Annotated in this window: 18 protein-coding genes; 8 read left to right on the top strand and 10 right to left on the bottom strand. The window is 58.8% G+C overall.

Annotated features, from left to right (window positions below):
- The first annotated feature begins 39 nt into the window (after positions 1-39).
- The 3 genes from glnD (at position 40) to HP564_RS17605 (ending at position 4,203) form a co-directional block, all read left to right on the top strand.
- Positions 40-2,694 carry a bifunctional uridylyltransferase/uridylyl-removing protein GlnD gene (gene glnD, locus HP564_RS17615; protein ID WP_371245127.1) on the top strand — a complete coding sequence of 885 codons (2,655 nt, stop codon included), beginning with the start codon at positions 40-42 and terminating at the stop codon, positions 2,692-2,694.
- Positions 2,695-2,765: 71 nt separating this feature from the next.
- Positions 2,766-3,590: a 2,3,4,5-tetrahydropyridine-2,6-dicarboxylate N-succinyltransferase gene (gene dapD / locus HP564_RS17610; protein WP_371245126.1), complete on the top strand. Its 825-nt coding sequence runs from the start codon at positions 2,766-2,768 to the stop codon at positions 3,588-3,590.
- A gap of 220 nt (positions 3,591-3,810) precedes the next feature.
- Positions 3,811-4,203: a DUF3461 family protein gene (locus HP564_RS17605; RefSeq protein ID WP_371245125.1), complete on the top strand. Its 393-nt coding sequence runs from the start codon at positions 3,811-3,813 to the stop codon at positions 4,201-4,203.
- Positions 4,204-4,278: 75 nt separating this feature from the next.
- On the opposite strand, the gene HP564_RS17600 is transcribed toward HP564_RS17605, so the two are convergent.
- From HP564_RS17600 to dgt, 3 genes are all read right to left on the bottom strand, one after another.
- Positions 4,279-5,436 (bottom strand): CdaR family transcriptional regulator, encoded by a 1,158-nt coding sequence (locus HP564_RS17600; protein WP_371245124.1) that lies wholly within the window; start codon positions 5,434-5,436, stop codon positions 4,279-4,281.
- Between the two features lie 171 nt (positions 5,437-5,607).
- Positions 5,608-7,032 carry a serine endoprotease DegP gene (gene degP, locus HP564_RS17595; RefSeq protein WP_371245123.1) on the bottom strand — a complete coding sequence of 475 codons (1,425 nt, stop codon included), beginning with the start codon at positions 7,030-7,032 and terminating at the stop codon, positions 5,608-5,610.
- Positions 7,033-7,167: 135 nt separating this feature from the next.
- The gene (dgt, locus tag HP564_RS17590) at positions 7,168-8,658 is read right to left on the bottom strand and encodes a dGTPase (protein WP_371245122.1); all 1,491 of its coding nucleotides are present in this window, start codon (positions 8,656-8,658) and stop codon (positions 7,168-7,170) included.
- Positions 8,659-8,757: 99 nt separating this feature from the next.
- Between dgt and mtnN the strand changes: the two genes are divergently transcribed.
- From mtnN to HP564_RS17575, 3 genes are all read left to right on the top strand, one after another.
- Positions 8,758-9,456 carry a 5'-methylthioadenosine/S-adenosylhomocysteine nucleosidase gene (gene mtnN / locus HP564_RS17585; protein ID WP_371245121.1) on the top strand — a complete coding sequence of 233 codons (699 nt, stop codon included), beginning with the start codon at positions 8,758-8,760 and terminating at the stop codon, positions 9,454-9,456.
- Positions 9,449-10,243 (top strand): vitamin B12 ABC transporter substrate-binding protein BtuF, encoded by a 795-nt coding sequence (gene btuF, locus HP564_RS17580; protein WP_371245120.1) that lies wholly within the window; start codon positions 9,449-9,451, stop codon positions 10,241-10,243. The genes mtnN and btuF overlap by 8 nt, the downstream gene beginning before the upstream one ends.
- A gap of 125 nt (positions 10,244-10,368) precedes the next feature.
- The gene (locus tag HP564_RS17575; RefSeq protein ID WP_371245119.1) at positions 10,369-10,620 is read left to right on the top strand and encodes a hypothetical protein; all 252 of its coding nucleotides are present in this window, start codon (positions 10,369-10,371) and stop codon (positions 10,618-10,620) included.
- A 32-nt stretch (positions 10,621-10,652) separates the two neighbouring features.
- On the opposite strand, the gene erpA is transcribed toward HP564_RS17575, so the two are convergent.
- On the bottom strand, positions 10,653-11,000 hold the full coding sequence (gene erpA / locus HP564_RS17570) for an iron-sulfur cluster insertion protein ErpA (RefSeq protein WP_033749565.1): 348 nt from the start codon (positions 10,998-11,000) through the stop codon (positions 10,653-10,655).
- 211 nt (positions 11,001-11,211) lie between these two features.
- Here erpA and hemL point away from each other — a divergent pair, with 211 nt between their 5' ends.
- Positions 11,212-12,510 (top strand): glutamate-1-semialdehyde 2,1-aminomutase, encoded by a 1,299-nt coding sequence (gene hemL / locus HP564_RS17565; protein WP_371245118.1) that lies wholly within the window; start codon positions 11,212-11,214, stop codon positions 12,508-12,510.
- A gap of 68 nt (positions 12,511-12,578) precedes the next feature.
- Here the strand turns inward: hemL and fhuB are convergent, their stop codons facing one another.
- From fhuB to hrpB, 6 genes are all read right to left on the bottom strand, one after another.
- Positions 12,579-14,558 (bottom strand): Fe(3+)-hydroxamate ABC transporter permease FhuB, encoded by a 1,980-nt coding sequence (gene fhuB / locus HP564_RS17560; protein ID WP_371245117.1) that lies wholly within the window; start codon positions 14,556-14,558, stop codon positions 12,579-12,581.
- On the bottom strand, positions 14,558-15,433 hold the full coding sequence (gene fhuD / locus HP564_RS17555) for a Fe(3+)-hydroxamate ABC transporter substrate-binding protein FhuD (RefSeq protein ID WP_371245116.1): 876 nt from the start codon (positions 15,431-15,433) through the stop codon (positions 14,558-14,560). The genes fhuB and fhuD overlap by 1 nt, the downstream gene beginning before the upstream one ends.
- 10 nt (positions 15,434-15,443) lie before the next feature.
- Complete coding sequence (gene fhuC, locus HP564_RS17550; protein WP_371245115.1) at positions 15,444-16,235, bottom strand: Fe3+-hydroxamate ABC transporter ATP-binding protein FhuC; 792 nt, start codon at positions 16,233-16,235, stop codon at positions 15,444-15,446.
- A gap of 41 nt (positions 16,236-16,276) precedes the next feature.
- Positions 16,277-18,484, bottom strand: coding sequence for a ferrichrome porin FhuA (gene fhuA, locus HP564_RS17545; RefSeq protein WP_371245114.1), 2,208 nt, complete (start codon positions 18,482-18,484; stop codon positions 16,277-16,279).
- A 195-nt stretch (positions 18,485-18,679) separates the two neighbouring features.
- On the bottom strand, positions 18,680-21,226 hold the full coding sequence (mrcB, locus tag HP564_RS17540) for a bifunctional glycosyl transferase/transpeptidase (RefSeq protein WP_371245113.1): 2,547 nt from the start codon (positions 21,224-21,226) through the stop codon (positions 18,680-18,682).
- A 103-nt stretch (positions 21,227-21,329) separates the two neighbouring features.
- Entirely contained in the window at positions 21,330-23,807 is a 2,478-nt protein-coding gene (hrpB, locus tag HP564_RS17535; protein ID WP_371245112.1) for an ATP-dependent helicase HrpB, read from the bottom strand.
- Positions 23,808-23,843: 36 nt separating this feature from the next.
- Here hrpB and thpR point away from each other — a divergent pair, with 36 nt between their 5' ends.
- On the top strand, positions 23,844-24,368 hold the full coding sequence (thpR, locus tag HP564_RS17530; protein WP_371245111.1) for an RNA 2',3'-cyclic phosphodiesterase: 525 nt from the start codon (positions 23,844-23,846) through the stop codon (positions 24,366-24,368).

Genomic DNA, 24,368 nt, shown 5'->3' with positions numbered 1-24,368 from the left:
TGTGCCGGTTTTTTTATGGCTCAAAAAGAGAGAAGCGGTATGAGCGCAATCCTGACGGATGAGGTTATTGACGGTCTGAAAGACTCCCCGGCGCACTGGGATGATGCGCAGTTAACCCGCGATGTTCTGAAGCAGAAGCTGGAAACCTTCAACGCCTTTCTGTCGACAGCGTTTGACGCCGGCGAGTCAGTTGAAGCGCTGATCGACGCACGCACCCTGTTTATCGACCGCCTGCTGCGTCGCCTGTGGCGCTTTTACGGCTTCGACGCCCTGCCCTCTATTGCGCTGGTGGCGGTCGGTGGTTATGGCCGTGGCGAGCTGCACCCGCTCTCCGACGTCGATATTCTGATCCTCAGCCGCGAACCGCTTGACGATGCCAGCGCACAGCAAACCAGCGAACTGCTGACGCTGCTGTGGGATCTGAAGCTGGAAGTGGGGCACAGCGTTCGCACGCTGGAAGAGTGCCTGCTGGAAGGGTTAGCCGACCTGACCGTCGCCACTAACCTGATCGAGTCGCGCATGCTGACCGGCGATGTGGCGCTGTTCCTTGAGATGCAGAAAAACGTCTTTAGCGACGGCTTCTGGCCCTCGGCGACGTTTTACGCGGCTAAAATCGACGAACAGCAGGCGCGCCACCAGCGCTATCACGGCACCAGCTACAACCTTGAACCAGATATTAAAAGTAGCCCTGGCGGCCTGCGCGACATCCATACGCTGCAATGGGTAGCACGCCGTCACTTTGGTGCGACGACGCTGGATGAAATGGTAGGATTCGGCTTTTTAACCGAAGCCGAGCGCAACGAGCTTAACGAGTGCCAGGCTTTTCTCTGGCGCATCCGCTTTGCTCTGCATCTGACGCTGACGCGCTACGATAATCGGCTGCTGTTTGACCGCCAGCTCAACGTCGCGCAGCGCCTGAACTACCAGGGTGAAGGCAACGAACCGGTTGAGCGCATGATGAAGGATTTCTTCCGCGTTACGCGCCGCATCGGTGAGCTAAACCAGATGCTGCTTCAGCTATTCGACGAAGCGATCCTGGCGCTCTCCACCACCGAAAAGCCGCGTCCGCTCGATGATACTTTCCAGCTTCGCGGCAACCTGATTGACCTGCGCGACGAAACCCTGTTCGAGCGTGAGCCGCAGGCCATTCTGCGCATGTTCTACGTCATGGTACGCAACGAGAACATTCGCGGCATCTATTCCACCACGCTGCGCCAGCTGCGCTATGCCCGTCGTCACCTCAGGCAGCCGCTGTGCCAGATCCCGGAAGCCCGCCAGATCTTTATGTCGATTCTGCGCCATCCCGGCGCGGTAAAACGCGCGCTGCTGCCGATGCACCGCCATAGCGTGCTCTGGGCCTATACGCCGCTGTGGGGACAGATTGTCGGGCAGATGCAGTTCGACCTGTTCCATGCTTATACCGTTGATGAGCACACAATCCGCGTGCTGCAAAAGCTGGAGAGTTTTGCTGATGAGGCGACGCGCCCGATGCATCCGCTCTGCGTCGAACTCTGGCCGCGCCTGCCACAGCAAGAGCTGCTGCTGATGGCTGCGCTGCTGCATGACATCGCCAAAGGGCGCAACGGCGACCACTCTATCCTCGGCGCGCAGGATGCGCTGGAATTTGCCGAGCTGCACGGTCTGAACTCGCGCGAGACACAGCTGGTTGCCTGGCTGGTGCGCCATCACCTGCTGATGTCGGTTACCGCACAGCGCCGGGATATTCAGGATCCGACCGTGATTCAGCAGTTCGCTGAGGTGATGCAGAATGAAAACCGGCTGCGCTATCTGGTCTGCCTGACCGTGGCGGATATCTGTGCCACTAACGAAACCCTGTGGAACAGCTGGAAGCAGAGCCTGCTGCGCGAGCTCTTTTTTGCCACCGAGAAACAGCTGCGTCGCGGTATGGAGAATAGCCCGGATCTGCGTGAGCGCGTCCGCCATCACCGTCTGCAGGCGCTGGCGCTGCTGCGCATGGACAATATTGACGAGGAGCGGCTACACCAGATCTGGAACCGCTGTCGCGCGGACTATTTCCTGCGCCATACGCCTAACCAGCTTGCATGGCACGCACGCCACCTGATGGAGCATGACCTGAAAAAGCCGCTGGTACTGGTCAGCCCGCAGGCAACGCGTGGGGGAACCGAGATTTTTATCTGGAGCCCGGATCGCCCCTATCTGTTTGCTACGGTGGCTGGCGAGCTGGATCGGCGCAATCTTAGCGTGCATGACGCCCAGATTTTTACCAGCCGTGACGGCATGGCGATGGATACCTTTATCGTGCTGGAGCCGGACGGCAGCCCGCTGGCCCCTGACCGCCATGCGATGATCCGTCAGGCGCTGGAACAGGCGATTGCCCAGACCAGCTGGAATCCGCCGCGCACGCGTCGGCCGTCGGCCAAACTGCGTCACTTCAGCGTCGACACCGAGGTCAATTTCTTACCTACCCACACCGATCGCCGTAGCTATCTGGAGCTGGTAGCGCTCGATCAGCCGGGTCTGCTGGCTCGCGTGGGCGAAGTTTTCGCGGATATGGGCGTGTCGCTACACGGTGCGCGCATCAGCACCATCGGTGAACGCGTCGAGGATCTGTTTATCCTCGCTAACCATGAGCGGCGCGCCCTTGATGGGGAAATGCGCAAAGCATTGCAACAACGGTTGACAGAGGCCCTTAATCCAAACGATAAAGTGTGACCGCAATCGATTTACCTATTTATTTTGCGTCGGGACGTGGTCCGACGCACCAGACAGATCAGGAAAAAACTATGCAACAGTTACAGAGCGTTATTGAAGCGGCCTTCGAACGTCGCGCCGACATTACTCCGGCCAGTGTTGACACCGTAACCCGTGAAGCGATCAACGAGGTTATCTCGCAGCTGGATAGCGGTGCGCTGCGCGTGTCGGAAAAGATCGACGGTCAGTGGGTAACGCATCAGTGGCTGAAGAAAGCCGTTCTGCTCTCCTTCCGCATCAATGACAACCAGGTCATGGACGGCGCTGAAACCCGTTTTTATGACAAGGTACCGATGAAGTTTGCTGGCTGGGATGAAGCACGCTTTAAGGCAGCGGGTTTCCGCGTCGTGCCGCCGGCGGCAGTGCGCCAGGGTGCTTATATCGCGCGCAACACCGTACTGATGCCCTCCTACGTTAACATCGGTGCTTACGTGGACGAAGGCAGCATGGTTGATACCTGGGCGACCGTAGGCTCCTGCGCGCAGATTGGTAAAAACGTGCATCTCTCTGGTGGCGTAGGTATCGGTGGCGTACTGGAGCCGCTGCAGGCGAATCCGACTATCATCGAAGACAACTGCTTTATCGGCGCACGCTCTGAAATCGTTGAAGGCGTCATCGTTGAAGAAGGCGCGGTGATTTCAATGGGCGTTTATATTGGCCAGAGCACCAAAATTTATGACCGCGAAACGGGCGAAGTACATTACGGTCGTGTACCGGCGGGCTCTGTGGTGGTTTCCGGCAACCTGCCGTCAAAAGATGGTCGCTACAGCCTCTACTGTGCGGTGATCGTGAAGAAAGTTGACGCAAAAACGCGCAGCAAAGTTGGCATCAACGAACTGCTGCGCACCATCGACTAAACCTTCCCGACGGGCCTTTCCGGCCCGTCATCTTTTCTTTACACTCTTTCTCTCTGTTACCTGATTCGCAGGACGAATTAACAGGTGCGTTTACTTTTTACCCAGGTCATAATCCGCGCCAGTTATCTCCCGTCGCGCAGTGTTCACCCGTTTTTGTCTACAGTTATTTTTGTGCCATGAACACAGATGCGCGCCTCTTACTCTTTGGTGGAAAATCGCTATGTATGACAATCTGAAAAGCTTAGGCATTAATAATCCGGACGATATCGATCGCTACAGCCTGCGTCAGGAAGCTAACAACGACATCCTGAAAATTTACTTCCGTAAAGACAAAGGCGAATTTTTCGCCAAAAGCGTTAAATTTAAATATCCGCGCCAGCGTAAAACGGTCGTAGCGGATAACATCAATCAGGGCTACAAAGAAGTGCAGGAGATCAGCCCGAACCTGCGCTACGTGATTGATGAGCTCGATCAAATTTGCCAGCGCGATCAGGTGGAAGTGGATCTGAAACGCAAGATCCTGGCGGATCTGCGTCATCTTGAAAGCGTGGTGACCAATAAGATTGCTGAAATTGAAAGCGATCTGGACAAGCTGACACGCAACAACCGCTAACGCACCGGCTGTTGGCTGCACCCGCCTTCAGGCTCATTGATAAAAGGCCAGCTTATTGCTGGCCTTTTTACTCTTTCAGCTCTGCTCATCCAGCTGCAGCGCCACATAGAGCAGCAGCCGATCGTCAAACTGGCTGAGGTTAAGCCCGGTCAGCTCTGATATTCGGTTAAGCCGATATTCCAGCGTGTTACGGTGGATAAAGAGTGCGCGTGCCGTAGCGCCTGGCTGTACGTTATGGGTAAACCAGGCGATCAGGGTGCGCCGCAGCAGCCCGTTATTATCCATACTTTTCAGCTTCGCCAGCGGGCGCGCCAGCTCATTGGCCTGCCAGCCGCCGCGCAGGCTGTCGAGCAGTACAGGCAGAACCAAATTCTGATAAAAATAGCTGCGCAGTTCCGGCATCCGCTGTTTGCCGACCATCATGGTGGTGCGCGCGGTACGGTAGGATCGGGCAATGCTCCCTGGCCCGGAAAAATAGTTGCCAAGCGCGATGCGCATTCTCACCTGACCACTCTCTTTCATGCGCTGCAACAGCTGTTCAACCCGTTTACGGTGATCGTCCTGATCGTAGCGTCCGTGTGCATTAAGCGCAGGCTTCAGCACCACCATTTCCGTCAGCGACACAATAGCAATCAGGTTGTCGCGCTCCGGCGTTGTCAGCAGGGTTTGCAGCTGCTGCAGTTCTGACATCGCACTGTCCACGCCCAGCTGCCCGCTGTCGACCTCTACCACGGCCACCACGCGCGGCTGGTTAAGATCGATACCCAGCCGCTGCGCCCATTCGGTCAGCTGTGGCGTCAGGGTTTCGCTGCGAATCAGGTTCAGTACCAGTTCCTCACGCAAGCGGCTATCCTGCGCCAGCATATGCAGCAGCCTCGCCTGCTCCAGCATCATCTCAGCGGTCATGCATACCAGCTCACCGTAGTGTCGCAGCGCCAGCGGATCGCCAGTGAGGCCAATAACGCCAACGATATTGCCGTCTATCCGCAGCGGCAGGTTAATGCCAGGCCTTACCCCGTGCAGATGCTTTGCCACCGCCTCGTCAATATCTACTATGCGTCCCTGTGACAGCACCAGCAGCGCGCCTTCGTGCAATTCGCCAATGCGCTCGCGGTCGCCGCTGCCGATAATACGACCACGCGCATCCATCACGTTGACATTACTGTCAATAATCTTCATGGTGCGCGCCACGATGTCCTGCGCCAGCCGCGCATCAAGATGATAAGTTGCCATCTGTTAATCCTGACAGAGAGGGGAAGGTACAGCATACGCATGGCAGGGAGAGCAGGCATTGTGCATTTGCACAGAGCCAGCGTGCGATTTGCAGCTTTGCGGCAGCGGTCACACTCTGTACACAGGCAATGAAAAAGGCGGACCGAAGTCCGCCTGACAGGATAAAGTCCCTTACTGCATCAACAGGTAGAGCGTGTTATCGCCGCGCTTAACGTTAAGCGCCAGTACAGCAGGTTTGGTGTCGAGGATTTTGCGCAGCTCGCCCAGGTTAGCGACCCTCTGCTGGTTAACGCCCAGGATCACATCGCCCTTTTTCAGGCCGATACGCGCTGCGGCGCTGTTCGGCTTCACATTGTCCACGCGAACACCTTTATCGCTGCCGCTGTCATTGCTGAGATCGGCGCCTTCAATACCAGTATAGATAGTCGCTGACTGCACTTTGTCCTGTGAACTTTGCAGCAGTTCAACGGTGACGGTGAGCGGCTTGCCATCACGCAGCAGGCCAAGCTGCAGCTTCGTGCCTACCGGCAGTGAGCCAACTTCAGCACGCAGCGCAGCAAAGCTGCTCAGCGGTTTACCGTTCATGGAAACCACGACATCCCCTGCTTTGATACCCGCTTTTGCGGCCGCAGAGTTTGGCAAGACCTGGCTGACGAAGCCGCCGCGCTGCGCATCAACCTTCATCGCTTTCGCCAGCTCGGAATTGAGCTCGGTACCAAGAATACCCAGCTCACCGCGTTTCACCTGGCCAAACTCCACCATCTGGCCGGTGAGGTTTTTCACCATATTGCTTGGGATCGCGAAGCCGATACCGATATTGCCGCCGTCCGGTGCAAGAATAGCGGTGTTGATACCGATCAGCTCACCATTAAGATTGACCAGCGCACCGCCAGAGTTACCACGGTTAATCGCCGCATCGGTCTGGATAAAGTTTTCGTAGTTTTCCACATTCAGCCCGCTGCGGCCCAGGGCGGAGACAATACCGGATGTCACCGTTTCACCCAGGCCGTATGGGTTACCGATAGCGACGGTATAGTCACCAACACGCAGCGTATCAGAATCGGCAATTTTAATTGCCGTCAGATTTTTGGCGTCAATCAACTGCACCAGCGCAATATCGGAACGCGGGTCTTTACCAATCACCTTACCGTCGTAGCGGCGACCGTCGCTGAGCTGTACCTGAATTTTAGTCGCGTTATCCACAACGTGGTTATTGGTCACGACATAGCCTTTTTCAGCGTTAATCACCACGCCCGATCCCAGCGCGCGGAAGGTCTCTTTCTGGGCGTTTCCGCCGTCAGGCCCGCCCTGCTGACACATTGGCGAGCTCTGGAAAGGCGAACCGTCCTGGCAGAAAGGAGAATTGTCGCCAAAGAACTGCTGGAACTGCTGTGGCAGGCGCGGCGTTTTTACCGTGGTGCTGCCTTCTACGCTGATACTGACCACTGAGGGCATCACTTTTTCCAGCATCGGTGCCAGGCTCGGCAATTGCTGACTGGTAGACGATGCAGTTTCAGCGGCGAAAACGGCGGCAGGGCTTAACGCCAGGCCGAGACTGAGCGCCAGCGCGCTTAACATTAAGGTGCTTTTTTTCATTTGTGTTTGTCTCATCTAAAAATTAAGTCAGACCCTTGCTGTGGTCAGCTATCAGATTAATGTTTTAGCGCGAAGTTCCGGCAAAAGTTTAAGGTAAAAGTAAAAATTTATGCACGCTCTTTACAAAAGCCTCCTTTATTCCACGGCCATTAGCCGGCGATACTCATCCCACGCATAGAGATCGGTCATTCCGCTAATATAGTCCTGTATCAGGCGAAAGCGATAATAACGTTCCCATAACAGCCGTTGATATTTGTGCTCGACTGTTAATGTCCGCATCTTTTGCTGATAGGCTTTGCGATGCTTGCCGGAAAGCTTATGAAACAAGCGGGTTTCAATTGGGTGATGGCGCAGAAAATCGTCTTTAATCAGCAGTGTAAAAGATTCATAAGTCAGATCCATCAGGGACTGATAGATTTCTAACAATCCTCTAATCACCCGATAACCCTGTAATTCCAGCTGTTCTACTTCTGCATGATTAAATACGTGTCGCCGCGCTACCGTCTTAAACATCTGCAATAAACGCCCCTCTTCACCATCATCTTCTAATAGCGCATGGTTAAAGTCGCCATTGAAAATAGCGGGCAAATTGTCGACAAAACGCTTTACTGCATGGCTTACCAGCACGCTCTGAACATTCACCCGCAATGACATAAAGAACTGATCGCTTCGGCTGCGACGTTTTTTGTTACAGGCTTCTCGCCATGCTTCGCCAACGGTTCGACTAAAGGCATCATTGTTTTTAACTGGCCCCCAGTTTTTACACAAATAGTCATACAGAGAATCAATGTTAAATATATCTTTTTCGACGGCATCATCAAGGTCGGCAATACAATAGGAGATATCGTCTGCGGCCTCCATAATATAGGTCAATGGAAAGCGATGATGCTCGGCCATATTGGTCGCCTCACGCAGCGCCGCAATATACTCCTGTTCAGAGAGGTAAAAACCGGGTTTTTTCATCAGCGTGCTAAACTGCTCGGGCTTTTCGCCCTGCCACCATGCTGGCGCGGTATACTTCAGGATGCAGGCAACCTGAGAGTAGCTGAGGTTCAGCTGCAACAGCGTATGTACCATGCGGATTGCCTGCGCGTTGCCTTCAAAATGGCACAGGTCCTGGCGGATCATGGCGTTCAGGCGGTCAAAATCTGTGCGCTGTTCATCGCCTTCAACGCCAGCCACCAGCGGATCAACCAGCTCGAGCGGCAGATACTCTCGAAACCAGTCATTAATCGCGGCCTCGCCAAAATGACCGAAAGGCGGATTGCCCACGTCGTGCAGCAGGCAGGCCATTTCGATCAGGCTTTCAAACGCGCCCTCCATCTCGTCGAGGCCATACTGGGCCAGTCCTCCCTGATTTTTCAGGGTTTGCAGGATCTCCTTGGCGATATAGCGCCCCGTCTGCTGCACTTCCAGCGAGTGCGTCAGGCGCGAGCGCACCGCTGCATTGCGCTCCAGCGGAAAGACCTGGGTTTTTTGCTGCAGCCGTCGGATTGCCGCCGAATTAATAATACGGCCGCGATCGCTCTCAAAATGGCGGGTAATATAGTATTCCCCTTCCGGCTCTTTGCGCGTGTTATAAGGGCGGGTAAAACTTATCTTCTTCCTGAAATTGACCGTCGCCATCGTTACCCCTTATTACTTCATGAATCAATCCCCTGCCAGCCATGCTAGACTATGCCTCACTTTTTACGACCACTTCCACCATATTAGTGAGACTCTTTTATGAAAGCAGGCATTATTGGCGCGATGGAGCAGGAAGTTACGCTGCTGCGTGACAAAATCGAAAACCGTCAAACCCTGACGCTGGCCGGATGCGAAATTTACACCGGCACGCTCAACGGCGTTGAGGTTGCCCTGCTGAAATCGGGTATCGGTAAAACGTCCGCGGCGCTGGGTACCACGCTGCTGCTTGAGCTGTGCAAGCCCGATCTGGTGATCAATACCGGTTCAGCGGGCGGCCTGGCCGCAACGCTCTCCGTGGGCGATATCGTGGTTTCTGACGAAGTACGCTATCACGACGCTGACGTAACGGCTTTTGGCTATGAGCCAGGGCAGATGGCGGGCTGTCCGGCAGCCTTTAGCGCTGATGCAAAGCTGATTGCGGCGGCAGAAGCCTGCATCAGTGAGCTGAACCTGAACGCCGTGCGTGGTCTGGTGGTCAGCGGCGACGCCTTTATTAACGGCGCAGAGCCGCTGGCGCGTATTCGCTCCACCTTTCCTCAGGCAATTGCCGTTGAGATGGAAGCGACCGCAATCGGCCACGTCTGCCATCAGTTCAACGTGCCCTTTGTTGTGGTGCGCGCCATTTCTGACGTCGCGGATAAAGCCTCACACCTGAGCTTTGAAGAGTTCCTGACCGTGGCAGCGCAGCAGTCGTCCCTGCTGGTAGAGAAGCTGCTGGCACGTCTGGCGCGTGACTAAACCGTTCTGGTTGATCGGGCTGCTGCTCTGTTGCAGCAGCCTGTTTGCCGCCGCCCCGCGGGTGATTACCCTCGCGCCTCACCTGACTGAAATGGCGTTTGCCGCAGGCATTACTCCCGTGGCCGTCAGCGCCTGGTCCGACTATCCGCCCGCGGCTGCGGCGCTGGAGCAGGTTGCCAACTGGCAAGGGATAAACGTTGAGCGCATTCTGGCGTTAAAACCCGATGTGGTGCTGGCATGGCGCGGCGGCAACCCGCAGCGCCAGATTGATCAACTGCAACAGCTTGGCGTACAGGTTGCGTGGATCGATCCCGCCTCACTGGATGAGATGGCCGACGCCGTCGCCTCGTTACAGCGCTGGAGCCCACAGCCGCAGCAGGCGCTCAAGGCCGCGCAGCGGCTGAAGCAGCAGGAACAGGCGCTTCGCCTGCGCTACGCCGCGCTGCCAGCCATACCCGTTTTCCTGCAGTTTGGTCAGCAACCGCTGTTTACCGCCGCGCACGCAACTTTACAAAACGATATCATCAGGCTCTGTGCAGGCAGGAATATTTTTTCCGACAGCCGGGTCAGCTGGCCGCAGGTGAGTCGGGAGCAGGTATTGATGCGCCACCCTCAGGCTATCATTATCGGCGGCAGCACAACGCAGGCTCAGAACGTCATGCGCTTCTGGCAACCCCAGCTAAAGGTGCCGGTGATTGCCATTAACGACGACTGGCTTAGCCGTCCCGGACCTCGTATGCTGCTGGCAGCAGAGCAGCTCTGTGCCGCACTGCACCCGGCGCAATAAATCAGCAACAAACGATTAAAGATCCAGCTGAATTTGCCGTTAATCAATAAACAAGACGCCGATGCCACGTAAGCTCAGCGTCCTTTTATGCGCCCCGCGCATTTTGACTACACCAGGAATTAAACATGACCAGAGCTTTGCTGCTGGCCTTCGCTCTCGTGACCGTCGCACCTCTGACGGCCGCCTCGACCACGGGGACGATTGGCGTTCAGCTCACCCTCTATTCGCGCTGTGAAATTAACAGCCCGTCGCAGCAGGCACTGCCGCAGATAGATTGCGGCCGCCGCGTTAGCGCGCAGCCGCGCGTAACAGAAAGCGTGTTAAAAAAGGATGGGATACGCAGGGAAACGGCGAAGCTGGTAACGATAGAGTGGTAAAACGAAGGCCGTCGCAGGACGGCCTTTTTTATTCAGATGCTGAAAGAGGAACCACAGCCGCAGGTGGTTTTGGCATTTGGGTTCGTGACGATAAAACGTGACCCCTCCAGTCCTTCGGTGTAATCCACCGATCCCCCGACCAGATATTGCAGGCTCATCGGGTCGACAACCAGCGCCACGCCCTGTTTCTCAATGGTCATATCGCCGTCATTCATTTTGTCGTCGAAAGTAAAGCCATACTGGAAGCCGCTGCAACCACCACCGGTGATATAGACGCGCAGTTTCAGATCGGGATTTTCTTCGTCAGCAATCAGGTTTTTTACCTTGCTGGCCGCCGCATCGGTAAACTGTAACGGCAGTGCTGCAACATCATCACTCATCTTATACTCCGGTAAACGCCCAGGTCAGAAAACGACCTCAATCGCTGTATTATCTGCCAGTGCGATAGCGCAATCAAGTTTTGCCCTTCGCACTGCGTGCCGCCAGCCTTCAGCTAAGGTAAGTATAGTGCGCCGTTTCTGGCCTTTCGTCCTGCCGTTATCTTCCCGTAGAATGGCGCGAGATTTTTTATGAACCGCTGGAGCCGAATAAATGAGTAAGTCCGAAAACCTGTTTGCCGAAGCGCAACGCCTGATCCCCGGCGGCGTTAACTCGCCGGTGCGTGCGTTTACCGGCGTAGGCGGCACGCCGCTGTTCATCGAGCGCGCAGACGGCGCGTACCTCTTTGATGCCGACGGCAAAGCCTACATCGACTATGTCGGTTCATGGGGACCGATGGTGCTGGGTCACAACAACGCCGACATCCGCAACGCGGTTATTGAAGCGGCCGCGCGCGGCCTGAGCTTTGGCGCGCCCACCGAAATGGAAGTGAAAATGGCCCAGCTGGTTTGCGAGCTGGTGCCGAGCATGGATATGGTGCGTATGGTGAACTCCGGTACCGAAGCGACCATGAGCGCTATTCGTCTGGCGCGCGGCTTTACCGGTCGCGACAAAATTATCAAGTTTGAAGGCTGCTATCACGGCCACGCTGACTGCCTGCTGGTGAAAGCGGGGTCTGGCGCGCTGACGCTGGGCCAGCCAAACTCGCCTGGCGTACCGGCCGATTTTGCCCGCCACACCCTGACCTGCACCTATAACGATCTCGATTCCGTGCGCACCGCGTTTGAGCAATATCCAGACGCGATCGCCTGCATTATTGTTGAACCCGTGGCAGGCAACATGAACTGCATCCCTCCGCAGCCGGACTTCCTGCCGGGGCTGCGCGCGCTGTGTGACGAGTTTGGAGCCCTGCTGATCATTGACGAAGTGATGACAGGCTTCCGCGTGGCGCTGGGCGGCGCGCAGGCGTACTACAACGTGAAGCCAGACCTGACCTGCCTGGGCAAGATTATCGGCGGCGGGATGCCGGTCGGTGCCTTTGGCGGACGCCGAGAAGTCATGGACGCGCTGGCACCAACCGGGCCGGTTTATCAGGCGGGAACCCTCTCCGGTAACCCGATCGCCATGGCAGCCGGTTTCGCCTGCCTGTCGCAGATTGCCCAGCCTGGCACCCACCAGACACTGACCGAGCGCACCACGCAGCTGGCGCAGGGGCTGCTGGCGGCAGCAGAAGCGGAGAATATCCCGCTGGTGATTAACCATGTAGGCGGCATGTTCGGTATCTTTTTCACGGACGCCGACAGCGTGACCTGCTATGCAGACGTCACCCGGTGCGACGTTGTGCGCTTTAAGCACTTCTTCCATCTGATGCTGGAAGAAGGCGTTTACCTGGCTCCTTCCGCCTTTGAAGCGGGTTTCATGTCGCTGGCGCACAGCGCTGAAGACATTGAACGCACCATCGACGCTGCACGCCGCTGCTTTGCAAAACTGTCAGCGCGCGGTTTACGCTGACAGCTAAACCTGTCACCGACGTCAGTACCTGAGCGACAACGTCAGACCGGCACTCTGCCGGTCTTTTTTTACCGCGAACGTCTTAGCAGCCAGATAAAATAAGGTGCACCGAGGAAGGTCGCCATCAGCCCGGCCGGGATCTGATCGGGAAACGCCAGCATGCGTCCGCACCAGTCCGCCAGCAACATCAGACCAGCGCCTGCCAGTCCCGCCATCGCCAGCTGTGGCAGTGCGCGGCGAAACCCCAGCATGCGCGCAATATGCGGCGCCATCAGGCCGATAAAGCTCAGCGGCCCAATCGTTAGCGTGGCGGCAGCAGTCAGCGCGGCGGCCAGCAGCAGCAGCGCCAGGCGCGAGGCGTTCAGTGCCATCCCCGCCGAGCGCGCCGTGGCGGCACCCAGTGGCAGCAGCGTCAGCCAGCGGCTGGCGAGCGGAGCCAGCGCCGTCAGCAGCAGCGCAACAATGGCGCTCTGCATCGCAGCTTTTTCACTGATATTGTAAGTTGAACCGGAAATCCAGCTCAGCAGGCTCCCCATACGCGGATCGCCGCTGGCCAGCAGCAGCATCAGCAACGTGACAAAAGCGCTGTTCAGCGCCATACCCGCCAGCAGCATTCGCTCCGGCGAAAAGCCGCCGCGACTCGACACCCGTAAAATAATCAGCAGCGTACCTGCCGCACCCAGCGCACCTGCGGGCAGCAGATAAGCCAGCGCGTCGCCCGGCACAAAAAACAGCATCACCACCACACCACATGCCGCGCCAGAACTGATGCCGAGCACCTCCGGGCTGGCCACAGGATTGCCGGTCAGACGCTGTATTACGCTACCGGCGATGCCAAGCATCAGCCCGACTGCCAGCGCGGCCAGCAGACGCGGTGCGCGCCACGGCATTAGCTGATGCAACATTTCACCGCTCGCCCAGCGCCAGCTGTCCGCATCCCGGCCAAATGCCAGCGCTCCCCATGCCAGCAGCGCCAGCAGCAGCAAGCCGAGCAGCGCCCAGCGCCCCGGCCTGTGCCGTTCGACGGGCACCTGGTCACCTGTATCAAGCGCGGGCGGCACCGAACCGGTGCGCAGGCGGGGCAGAAGCCAGAGCAGCAGCGGTACGCCGGTCAGCGCCGTCACCGTGCCGGTAGAGACGTCGCGCCAGTGTGTGCTCAGCCACAGCACGCAGGCATCGGCGAGCCACAGCAGGAGCGCACCAATGAGGGGGGCCAGCAGCATACGGCTAAGCAGTCGACGCGCACCCAGCAGTTTCGCCAGCAGCGGCGCAAACAGGCCAATAAAACCGATAATGCCCGCTACGCTCACCAGCTGCGCGCTGAGCAGGATCGCCAGCGCCAGCGTACCAACACGCGCCAGCGCCAGCGACAGGCCAAGGTTTTTTGCTACGCCATCATCCAGCCCCATCAGGGTCAGCGGACGCAGCAGCGCCAGTGCCAGCACCAAGGCAAGCAGCAGACGCGGCCACAGCAGGCTGACGTTTTCCCAGCCCATCTGGTTCAGCGTGCCAGTACTCCACAAAAACATGTTTTGTAGCTGGTCGTGATTAAAGATGGCGAAAATCTGGTTTACCGCTCCGCTGTAGAGGCTCAGCACCAGCCCGGAAAGAATCAGCGTGACCGGCGACAGCCGTTTGCCCCAGGCGACGCCGAACACGATGGCCCCCACCGCCAGCGCACCGGTAAGCGCTGCCAGCTGCGTGGTTGCCACGCCACCCGGCAGCTGCCACAGCGTCGCAACGGTGATACCAAGCTGCGCACCGGATGAGACGCCCAGCGTGGTCGGCTCTGCCAGTGGATTACGCAGCGCCTGCTGAAACAGCAGTCCGGCCAGCCCGAGGCCGGCGCCGACCAGCAGCGCCAGCCCAAGCCGCGGCAGCAGGCTATAGTGGAACAGCATCTGATCGATATGATTAACGTCTGGCGCCCACAGCGCCTGCCACCACTGCATTGACGGCAGCGCAGCGCGCAGATTGATTACCGTCAGCAGCAGCGCCAGGATAAACAGCAGGCCGGGCAGCACAGCAGGAAAATAGCGATGGCGCATCAGCGCGTCTCCAGCGCGCGTTCCAGCACGCGAACAAAATGCAGCGCCGACAGGGTCGCGCCGTAGTACCACACCGCCGGTACGCGCTGAAAGCGTCCGGCACGAACAAAGGGCAATGCCTGCCACAGCGGACTGCGGCTAAGCTGCGCCATATCTGCATCGTTATTGTGCTCAAAGCAGATGGCGTCGACATCGCGCAGATGCGCCAGCCGTTCAATCCCGATCACCGCGCTGCCCCAAAAGTTGGTTTCTCCCTGCCATGCGTTAGTCAGGCCAAGAGCCGTCATCACCTCCAGAAACAGGCTGCTTTTGCCAAAGACGATGGCGTGACGACTGTCCATCAGCGACATCAGCAGAATGGGACGCTGCGCGTAAGGCGCAAGACGCTGTCGGGCAGCCGCCAGCTCGCGATCCAGCATCTGTAGATGCGCCTCTGCCTCTGCCTCGCGGCCAGTACGCGTGGCCAGCGCGCGCAGCGATTCACGTGCGGCAGAGAGCGGCTTGCCGTCGCCCCGGTTGAGGTCGAAACCCATAATCGGCGCAATGCGCTGGAGTTTTTCTGGCGGAGGACCGTAGCCGTTGGAGCACAGGATCAGCGACGGCTGTAGCTGTGTCATCAACTCAAGATTAGGCTCAGTGCGCAGCCCAACGTCAATGGTGTGCGGCGGCAGCGGCGGTTCGCCCACCCAGATGTTGTAGTTGCGCGTATCAGCAACGGCCAGCGGCGCGATATCGAGCGCCAGCAGCAGTTCAGCTGGCAGCCACTCTAACGCAATAATGCGGCGCTGCTGCCGTGGAGCGGCGTGCAGCGGCAGAACGTCCAGCAGAGGTGACAGCGCCAGTGCCGCCAGCAGGCGACGACGGGTCATTTCCATCTTATCGTCCTCAGCAGACAAAGCTAACCGGTGCGCCGCCCTGAGGGTGCGGCAGAATGCCCATAGGAATACCGTAAATCGCCTCCAGCACGCTGGCCTGCATAATGGCCTCCGGCGCGCCTTCCGCGATGTTCTCCCCGCCGCGCAGCGCCACCAGACGATCGCAGTAGCGCGCCGCCATATTGATGTCGTGCAGCACCGCGATCACCGTCAGGTCGCGCTCGCGGCTCAGACGCTGAATCAGCGCCAGCACCTCAACCTGATGCGCAATATCCAGCGCCGAGGTTGGCTCATCCAGCAGCAGGCAGCGGCTGTTCTGTGCCACCATCATGGCCAGCCAGGCACGCTGGCGCTCGCCGCCAGAGAGACTGTCTACCAGTCGCCCAGCCAGCGGCTTCAGCCCAACCTGCGCGATCGCCTCTTCGACCCGTATGCGATCTTCCTGACCAAAACGGCCCAGTGCGCCGTGCCAGGGATAGCGGCCGATCGCCACCAGTTCGCGCACCGTCATGCCTTCGGCGGCGGGCAGCTGCTGCGGCAGATAGGCCACTTCGCGCGCGAACGCTTTGCTGTTCCACTCTGTTACCGGCCGGGTGTTGAGCAGCACGCGCCCTTCGCTGGCGGAGTGATGGCGACCCAGCATTTTTAACAGCGTGGATTTACCAGAGCCGTTATGGCCAATAAGCGCGGTGACTTTCCCCGGCGCAAAGGTAAGCGAAAGCGGATGCAGTAGCGTGCGGCCGGGCACATGAAAGCTGACATTATCCAGCGTAAAAGTGGCTGCGTGATGCGGAGGCTGCATGGTCATCCCAGGTTAAACGGGCACCGCAGTGCCCGGATGAATCAAAAACGGAAGGTTGCGGTGCCAATAATCTGGCGATCTGCGCCCCAGTAGCAGGCGTAGTCACGGTAACAGCTGGCGACATATTCACGGTTAAGCAGGTTTTTCACGTTAATCCCGACTGATGAGCCAGGCAGACCCACACTACCAAGGTCATACTTCAGCATCGCATCCACCGTGGTATAACCGGCCACGTCAAAATTCTGGTTGTTTTGCGTGCCGCTGCTGTACAGCCCCTTGCTTTCACCGACGTAGCGCACACCCGCCCCCACCGTAACGCCGGAGAGCGCCGTTTCATGGAAGGTATAATCGGCCCACAGCGACGCCATATGCTTCGGCACCTGAACCGGCGTGCGATTTTCCAGCAGCGTGTCGTGGGTGTACTCCGCATCCGTGTAGGTATAGGAGGCCGTCAGGTTAACGTTGGCATTGACCGCAGCTTTGGCCTCCAGCTCTACGCCGCGCGAGCGGATTTCACCGCTCTGCACGCTGGCATTCGGATGGTTTTTCGTATCCGGATCGGCGGTCAGATTTTTGGTTTTGGTCAGTTGATAAAGCGCGGCGGTCAGGGTGACCGGGCGATCTTTCGGCACATACTTCACGCCCGCTTCGTACTGTCTGGCACGCGACGGGTCGAAGGCCTGGCCCTCATATGTTGACCCTGAGTTGGGAATAAAGGCTTCGCTGTAGCTGAAATAGGGTGCGACGCCGTTATCAAACACGTAGTTTAGCCCACCGCGCCAGGTGAAGGCCTGATCGTTCTGGCGGTTCAGCGTACCGTTGTAGCGGTCATAGACAGAGGTCATGGCATAGTCGTAGCGGCCGCCCAGCGTCAGTACCCAGCGGTTCCACTCCATCTGATCCTGGGCATAGAGCCCTGTCTGACGCTGTTTATTGAGATGCTGATAGGGATCGAATGGCGTAACGCTTTCATCGCCATACTGCGGCGCGACGGCGCTCAGGCTGCTGGCCGTACCAAACTGTGCATCGATATCGTTACGCGTGCGCTGAAAGTCCACGCCCAGCAGCAGCGTATGGTCCACCTCGCCGGTAGCAAACGTAGCCTGCGCCTGGGTATCCAGCGCAAACTGATTTAGCCGCTCATCCGACACCGCTGAGCCGCGCGTGATTGACCGGGTGGTCGCGTCGAAGCCATTGCCGTAGATGCTGCGATAGTGGGTGCGCAGATCGGCGTAGCGCAGATTCTGGCGCACTGTCCAGGTGTCATTGAAACGGTGCTCAACGCTGTAGCCGATCATTTTGGTGTTGCGCGAAATTTTGTTGCTCGCCTCACCTTCGTCAAAGTCGGTCGGCAGCTTGTATTCGCTGCCATCGGCGCGTGCGATCGGCACCTGAGTGCCCTGACGCGGCAGCCAGCCGTAATAGCCGGTCTGCGGCTCGTTCTGGAAATAGGTCAGCAGGTCGAAGCGGGTATTTTCATCCGGACGCCAGCTAAAGGCGGGGGCAATGGTGTAGCGCTTCTCTTTGTTTCTCGCCTGCTGCGCGTCGGCGCTGCTGGCAAGCCCGGTCAGACGGTAGCTGTAAATGCCGCTCTCATCTGTCGCACCGCTAAAGTCGAAGCCGGTGGCAAACAGATTATCGCTGCCCATCTGGAACTGCACTTCGCGCAGGGTCTCCTGCGTGGGACGCTTACTTACCAGCGACACCACGCCGCCGGGATTGCTTTTGCCATAGAGCACCGAAACCGGGCCGCGCAACAGTTCGGCACGCTCAAGGAAATAGGGATCGATAGCAAATTCAGAGTAGTTGTCACCCTGAAGCTTCAGGCCGTCAAGATACTGATTGGTGTTGGTTTCGCTGAAGCCGCGGATAGAAAGCGCATCGATCACCTGCGAGCTGCCGCGGTTGCCGGTGAGCACGCCTGGGGTGTAATTAAACGCCTCTTTTACCGAGGTCACCTGACGCGTCTCCATCTCCTCGCGCGTCACCACCGATACGGACTGCGGGGTTTTCTCAAGTGGGGTATCGGTCTTTGTGCCGGTGGCGCTCTGTTTCGCCGCAATGGTCGGTGCCGGCCCCCAGGCGCTTTCCTGCGGCGCGGCTGAACCGGCATCCGCAGAGACAATCAGCGTTTCATCAGCCAGCGCGGCGGCGCTCACCGACCCCAAAATGACCGCTATGCTCAGCGCCAGCGGGCGGCGGGAAAAAGCGCCGCGCAGAAAACAAGGAAAAGTCGTTCGCGCATTCATAGTGAGTATCTCTTGAATAAAATATGTAGGCAGGCGAATGAAAACGAGAATGATTATTATGCCGAATGGATTTTAGGCGAAACTCTTTGTTTTCTGCAAGGGATAATCCCGCGCACAGCGCCGTCTGGCGGGCATTCGCGCAGTATTGATCGCGCACAAAAAAAGGGCGCCTTAGCGCCCTTTTTAACCGGTGGCTTAGTTGCCACCGAACATATCTTTAATCCAGCCCGCGACGCCGTCACTCTCCTTTTGCTCCTGCTGCGGCGACTGCTGCATCTGCTGCTGGTTTTGTTGCTGATTCTGCTGCTCCTGCAACTGCTGCTGCTCCTGCTGCTGGAACAGCTGCTGCTGTTGCTGGCAGAGCGCATCCGGATCGAGCGCCCAGACCGGCAGCGAACGCCAGGTGCTGCTGCCGGTGCCGCAAACAAAATTGCCTGCCGAGTCGACATTCATCATCGAGACGTTTTCCGGCGGCGTCAGCACCAGCGGCATCGGTGCCTGGTTGTCCAGATAGCGACGATAGATCTGCATCGCGCCGCTGGCACCGTAGAGCTTGCTCGGCTGGTTGTTGTCACGGCCAACCCAGGTGATCGCAACCTCTTTGCCATCTACGCCTGCAAACCAGCTGTCGACCAGATCGTTAGTCGTACCGGTTTTGCCTGCCAGATGCGCTTTCGGATAGCGCGCGCCCAGCGCTCGCGCCGTGCCCTGCTCGGCCACACGCTGCATGGTGTAGAGCGTCAGATACGCGGCCTGCGCCGGTTCCACACGCTGCGCCTGCGGGAAACTCTGATAGAGCACGGTACCGTCTTCCGCAATCACCGAACGTACCGCCGACAGCGATGCGCGGTTACCGCCGCTGGCAATCGACTGGAACGCCTGCGCCACTTCAACTGGCGTCAGGTTAAGTGCGCCAAGCAGCATTGACGGTACAGGATTAAGCTGATCTTTAGGCACGCCCAGCTTCGTCCAGGTCTCTACGACCGCATCCAGCCCCAGCGTCATGCCGAGGTTAACCGTCGGCACGTTCATAGAGTGAGTCAGCGCATCCACCAGCATCACCTTGCCGCTGAAGCGACGATCGTCGTTCATCGGCTTCCAGACGCTGCCATTCGGCTGTTTCAGCGCAATCGGCTCATCGGCGATCCAGCTGTTCAGACGGTAGGTATTCGGCTGGCTGAGTGCGGTCAGATAGGTAGCCGGTTTTGCCAGCGAGCCGATGGAGCGCCGTGCCTGAAGTGCGCGGTTGTAGCCCGCGAACTGTGGATCGGCACCGCCGACCATTGCGCGCACTTCGCCGCTGAAGCGATCCACTACCACCATCGCGGTTTCCAGATCTTTCAGGCCGCGCTGTTTTTTCAGCGTCGGAATGCCATCAATAACCGCTTTTTCTGCCGCGTCCTGCGAGACCGGATCGAGCGTGGTAAAGATCTTCACGCCGGAGAGATCTTTGACCTTGTCGCCCAGCTTCGCCTGGAGTTCGCTGCGTACCATCTGCATAAAGGCAGGCTGCGGCGTAATCACGCCCCCTTTCGGCTGGACGCCGAGCGGACGCGCCGAGAGCATGTCATACAGCTCCTGATCAATGACCTTCTGCTGCTGCAGCAGGCGCAGCACCAGGTTGCGTCGCTCCAGTGCCAGCTTGGGATTGCGCCACGGATTGTAAAGCGAGGCGCCTTTTACCATGCCCACCAGCATCGCCTGCTGATCAAGGCTCAGCTCGTCAACCGGACGGCCAAAGTAGTAGAGGCTCGCCAGCGGAAAGCCGCGGATCTGATCGTTGCCCGCCTGACCGAGATAGACCTCGTTCAGGTAAAGCTCCAGGATACGGTCCTTGCTGTAGCGCGCGTCCATGATGACAGCCATATAGGCTTCACGCGCTTTACGCCACAGCGAACGCTCGTTGGTCAGGAACAGGTTTTTCACCAGCTGCTGCGTCAGCGTACTGCCGCCCTGCACCGCTTTGCCGGCGGTGATGTTGGCAAGGAAGGCGCGGCCAATGGAATAAGGGCTAATGCCGTCATGCTGATAGAAGTGGCGATCTTCAGTAGCGATCAGCGTATCAACCAGCAGATCGGGGAAACCGGTGCGCGGCACAAACAGGCGCTGCTCGCCGTTTGGCGACTGCAGCATGGTGATCAGGCGCGGATCGAGGCGGAAGAAGCCAAAATCGCGGCCGGAATCGACATTTTTAATTTCGCTCAGCTCGTCACCGTCGAACACCATCTGCGCATGCACCTGACCCTCTTTGCTGTCCGGGAAATCAAACGGACGGCGCAGCAGATCGATGGTGTTGCCCTTCACCGAGAATTCGCCGGGACGCGTAATGCGCGACACCTCGCGGTACTGCGTGCCTTCCAGCAGCGCGATCATCTCTTTTTTGTTGTAGGACATGCCCGGTTCCAGGCTGACCATGCGGCCATACACGGTAGCGGGCAGCTGCCACACTTTGCCGTCAATTCGGGCACGGATCTCAGAGTCGAGATAGATCCCCCAGGCCGCCATGATCACCACAAATACGAGGAACAGCTTAATCAGCCAGCCTAACCAGCGACGCTTCCCACGCGGCGGACGTTGTCCTTTACTTTTACGCGGCACAGGCGTTTTCTCCTCAACCTCATCGGTAAAATCATCATTATCAAAATCGTCTTCATCCCTGCGGCGACCCCGGCGCGTAGCGTTACGCGGCGGCTTGGGTTGTTTTCCTTTGCGCCCAATAGGTTCGCGATCGTTCCCAGACATTGCTTTCATTCTCCAGGTATTACGTTAGCAGCGCCGCTACTCTAGCGACTTTTACCTTTTCCGCATGGTAGAACCCTCTGAATTCGATCCAGCGGCCCTCACCTTACGGGGAATATTTTTTGGTGCGCCTTGTGGGCAAGGCACTGGCCGGATCGTCGGGCCAGGCATGTTTGGGATAGCGCCCTTTCATCTCCTTCTGCACCTCCGGCCAGGCACCGCGCCAGAAGGCAGCCAGATCGCGGGTGATCTGCAGGGGACGCTGCGCGGGCGACAACAGCTCCAGCACCAGTGGCACACGTCCTTCCGCCACGGCGGGATTGCTCGCCTCGCCAAACATCTCCTGAATACGCACGGCCAGCACAGGCGGTTTATCCAGATGATAGCGGACAGGCAGTCGACTGCCGGTGGGCACAGTGTAATGAGTTGGCAACACACTATCCAGCCGCTGACGTTGTGACCATGTGAGTAAATGTAATAGTGCGGTAACAAGATTGACCGCCTGTAGGGATTTCAGATCGCGTACCGCGCTCATCTCAGGTAACAGCCAGCTCTCCAGCGTAGCGAGCAGCGTGTCGTCATCTACGGCGGGCCAGTTCTCTTCAGGCAGCCACTGGGCGGCGCACTGGAGCCGCACGCGTAGCTGTTCAGCCTCCGGACTCCAGTTCAACATCGCCAGCCCTTTTTCAGCGATCCAGCGCAGCATCGCCGCATGCAGCACCTCAGGGTCCGGCCGCGCCATCGGCTGCGCCCTGAGCACCAGCGCACCAACCTGCTCGCGCCTCAGCGTGCGCAGCGTGCCTTTCTCTTCGTCCCACTCTACTTCAGTGCGCGTTTCGACCAGCGACGGCAGCGCCTGACGCAGCGCCTCAATCTCTACCGGCAAGGCCAGCAGCATCCGCGCATCTGGCGTGGCGCTGCCCTGAAGTAACGCGGGCGCAATCAGCCACTCATAGCGGTTCAGCCCCTCTTCCCGATCGAGCATCGCGCCCAGCCCGTTGGCAAGCTGGTAGCGGCCCCCGTTGTCGCGCCGTCGCGCCAGCCGATCGTTAAATCCCACCGCCAGCAGCATGGCAAAACAATCTTCATCGACCTTGCCACCGCTGACGCCCAGTCGCGTCTGCCACTGCCTGGCGCGTCGCAGCCACTGCGGCTGCGGGCGATGTAGCGCATCGCGCAGATCCGGACTGCCGCTGCGCGGCGGATCCTCCAGAATTGCCACCAGCAGCGCGGCACTGGCCACCGCATCCGCATCCTGCCCGGCGGCGCAGAGCATCGCGCTGAGGCGCGGATCGCTGCCGAGTTGCGCCATATGGCGTCCCAGTGCGCTCAGCCTGCCGTTTTCATCCAGCGCACCAAGCCGGGTGAGCAGCTGCTGCGCCACGTGCAGGTGCTTTGCGGGTGGCACATCGAGCCAGGTGAGCTGTTCCGGCTGCAGGCAGCCCCACTGCAACAGTTCGATCCAAAGCGCCGCGAGGTCGCTATGCAGGATCTCCGGCTCGCTCTGTGACGCGGCGCGCGACGCCTGCTCCTCGGCGATAAGATGCAGGCAGATGCCCGGCATCAAACGGCCAGCGCGACCGGCGCGCTGCGTCATTGACGCCTGGCTGATGCGCTGGGTCAGTAGCCGCGTGACGCCGCTGCGGGCGTCAAACTGCGCGGTGCGCTCCAGCGCGCTGTCCACCACCAGACGGATGCCTTCGATGGTCAGGCTGGTTTCTGCGATATTGGTAGCAAGCACCACCTTACGCCGTCCAGACGGCGCGGGAAGGATGGCGCGACGCTGCGCCGCCAGCGGCAGTGCGCCATAGAGCGGCGTCAGATCGACATCGTCTGCCACCCGGGACTCCAGCTCACGCTTCACGCGTTCAATCTCGGCAACCCCAGGCAGAAACAGCAGCAGCGACCCGCTCTCTTCGCGCAGTAGCTGAGCCGTTTCACGCGCAACCGCCTCTTCAAAACGCAGCGTCGCGCTGAGCGAGGCAAAGCGGCGCGTGACGGGAAAGGTGCGGCCTTCAGAGACAATCAGCGGCGCGTCAGGCAATAACGCCGACAGGCGCGCGTTATCCAGCGTTGCCGACATCAGCAAAATTTTCAGGTCCTCACGCAGCCCTTGCTGCACATCCAGCAGCAGCGCCAGCGCCAGATCGGCCTGAAGACTGCGCTCGTGGAATTCATCCAGAATCACCAGCGAGACGCCCTCCAGTTCGGGATCGCGCTGCAACAAACGCGTCAGCATGCCCTCTGTCACAACTTCCAGGCGGGTAGCCGGCCCGACACAGCTTTCACCGCGCATGCGGTAACCCACCGTCTCGCCCGGCTGCTCGCCCAGTTGTTCAGCCAGCCGCTGTGCCACATTGCGCGCCGCCAGCCGACGCGGTTCCAGCATGATAATGCGCCCCGGCAGTGCGGCGTGCTGTAACAGCTGCAGCGGCAGCCAGGTTGACTTGCCCGCGCCAGTCGGCGCGGCCAGCAAAATCTGCGGCGCAGTATTGAGCGCCTGAAGCAGGTCAGGCAAGACGGCGCTGACCGGTAAATCACTCACGGCAAACTCCCGTTCAGCCTGTGTTAAGATGGCGCGCATTGTAGCACTCATCCGTGAGGATTGCCGGAGACCGCCATGGAGACACAACGCCTGTTTTTTGGCATCGGCCTGCCCGACGCGCTGCAACAGCAGCTGGTATGCTGGCGCGCCGAACACTTTGCCGAGGATGCCGGTCGCCCTGTGGTATCGGCTAATTTGCACCTGACGCTGGCTTTTCTCGGCGAGGTAAAAAGCGAAACCGCGCAGAAACTGCAGCAGCTGGCAGCGCGCATTCAGCAGCCCGCCTTCGATCTCGATCTGGATGACGCCGGTCACTGGCCGCGTCCTCGCGTGGTGTGGCTTGGCTGCCAGCGTCCGCCGCGCGGCCTGCTACAGCTGGCCGACCTGCTGCGCGCGCAGGCTGCGCGCCACGGCTGCGCCCAGCACGCTCAGCCTTTTCATCCGCACGTGACGCTGCTGCGCGATGCCGCACCGCGCATTGCCCTGCCGCCGCGCGGCTTTCACTGGCGCTTTCGCGTAGACCATTTTTCACTCTTTTCGTCACACTATGCGCGAGGCCGCACGCGCTATCAGGCGCTGGCGAGCTGGCCGCTAAGCTGA

It is taken from the genome of Pantoea sp. KPR_PJ, assembly GCF_041386365.1.
Classification (GTDB): domain Bacteria; phylum Pseudomonadota; class Gammaproteobacteria; order Enterobacterales; family Enterobacteriaceae; genus Pantoea.
The sequence above is the reverse complement of the archived record's forward strand: the minus strand, read 5'-3'. Positions and strand labels throughout refer to the sequence as shown.

Excerpts from the sequence above, each read along its gene's own strand:
- glnD (WP_371245127.1), top strand. The coding sequence starts at position 40 with ATGAGCGCAATCCTGACGGATGAGGTTATTGACGGTCTGAAAGACTCC.
- dapD (WP_371245126.1), top strand. The coding sequence starts at position 2,766 with ATGCAACAGTTACAGAGCGTTATTGAAGCGGCCTTCGAACGTCGCGCC.
- HP564_RS17605 (WP_371245125.1), top strand. The coding sequence starts at position 3,811 with ATGTATGACAATCTGAAAAGCTTAGGCATTAATAATCCGGACGATATC.
- HP564_RS17600 (WP_371245124.1), bottom strand. The coding sequence starts at position 5,436 with ATGGCAACTTATCATCTTGATGCGCGGCTGGCGCAGGACATCGTGGCG.
- degP (WP_371245123.1), bottom strand. The coding sequence starts at position 7,032 with ATGAAAAAAAGCACCTTAATGTTAAGCGCGCTGGCGCTCAGTCTCGGC.
- dgt (WP_371245122.1), bottom strand. The coding sequence starts at position 8,658 with ATGGCGACGGTCAATTTCAGGAAGAAGATAAGTTTTACCCGCCCTTAT.
- mtnN (WP_371245121.1), top strand. The coding sequence starts at position 8,758 with ATGAAAGCAGGCATTATTGGCGCGATGGAGCAGGAAGTTACGCTGCTG.
- HP564_RS17575 (WP_371245119.1), top strand. The coding sequence starts at position 10,369 with ATGACCAGAGCTTTGCTGCTGGCCTTCGCTCTCGTGACCGTCGCACCT.
- erpA (WP_033749565.1), bottom strand. The coding sequence starts at position 11,000 with ATGAGTGATGATGTTGCAGCACTGCCGTTACAGTTTACCGATGCGGCG.
- hemL (WP_371245118.1), top strand. The coding sequence starts at position 11,212 with ATGAGTAAGTCCGAAAACCTGTTTGCCGAAGCGCAACGCCTGATCCCC.
- fhuB (WP_371245117.1), bottom strand. The coding sequence starts at position 14,558 with ATGCGCCATCGCTATTTTCCTGCTGTGCTGCCCGGCCTGCTGTTTATC.
- fhuD (WP_371245116.1), bottom strand. The coding sequence starts at position 15,433 with ATGGAAATGACCCGTCGTCGCCTGCTGGCGGCACTGGCGCTGTCACCT.
- fhuC (WP_371245115.1), bottom strand. The coding sequence starts at position 16,235 with ATGCAGCCTCCGCATCACGCAGCCACTTTTACGCTGGATAATGTCAGC.
- fhuA (WP_371245114.1), bottom strand. The coding sequence starts at position 18,484 with ATGAATGCGCGAACGACTTTTCCTTGTTTTCTGCGCGGCGCTTTTTCC.
- mrcB (WP_371245113.1), bottom strand. The coding sequence starts at position 21,226 with ATGTCTGGGAACGATCGCGAACCTATTGGGCGCAAAGGAAAACAACCC.
- hrpB (WP_371245112.1), bottom strand. The coding sequence starts at position 23,807 with ATGCGCGCCATCTTAACACAGGCTGAACGGGAGTTTGCCGTGAGTGAT.
- thpR (WP_371245111.1), top strand. The coding sequence starts at position 23,844 with ATGGAGACACAACGCCTGTTTTTTGGCATCGGCCTGCCCGACGCGCTG.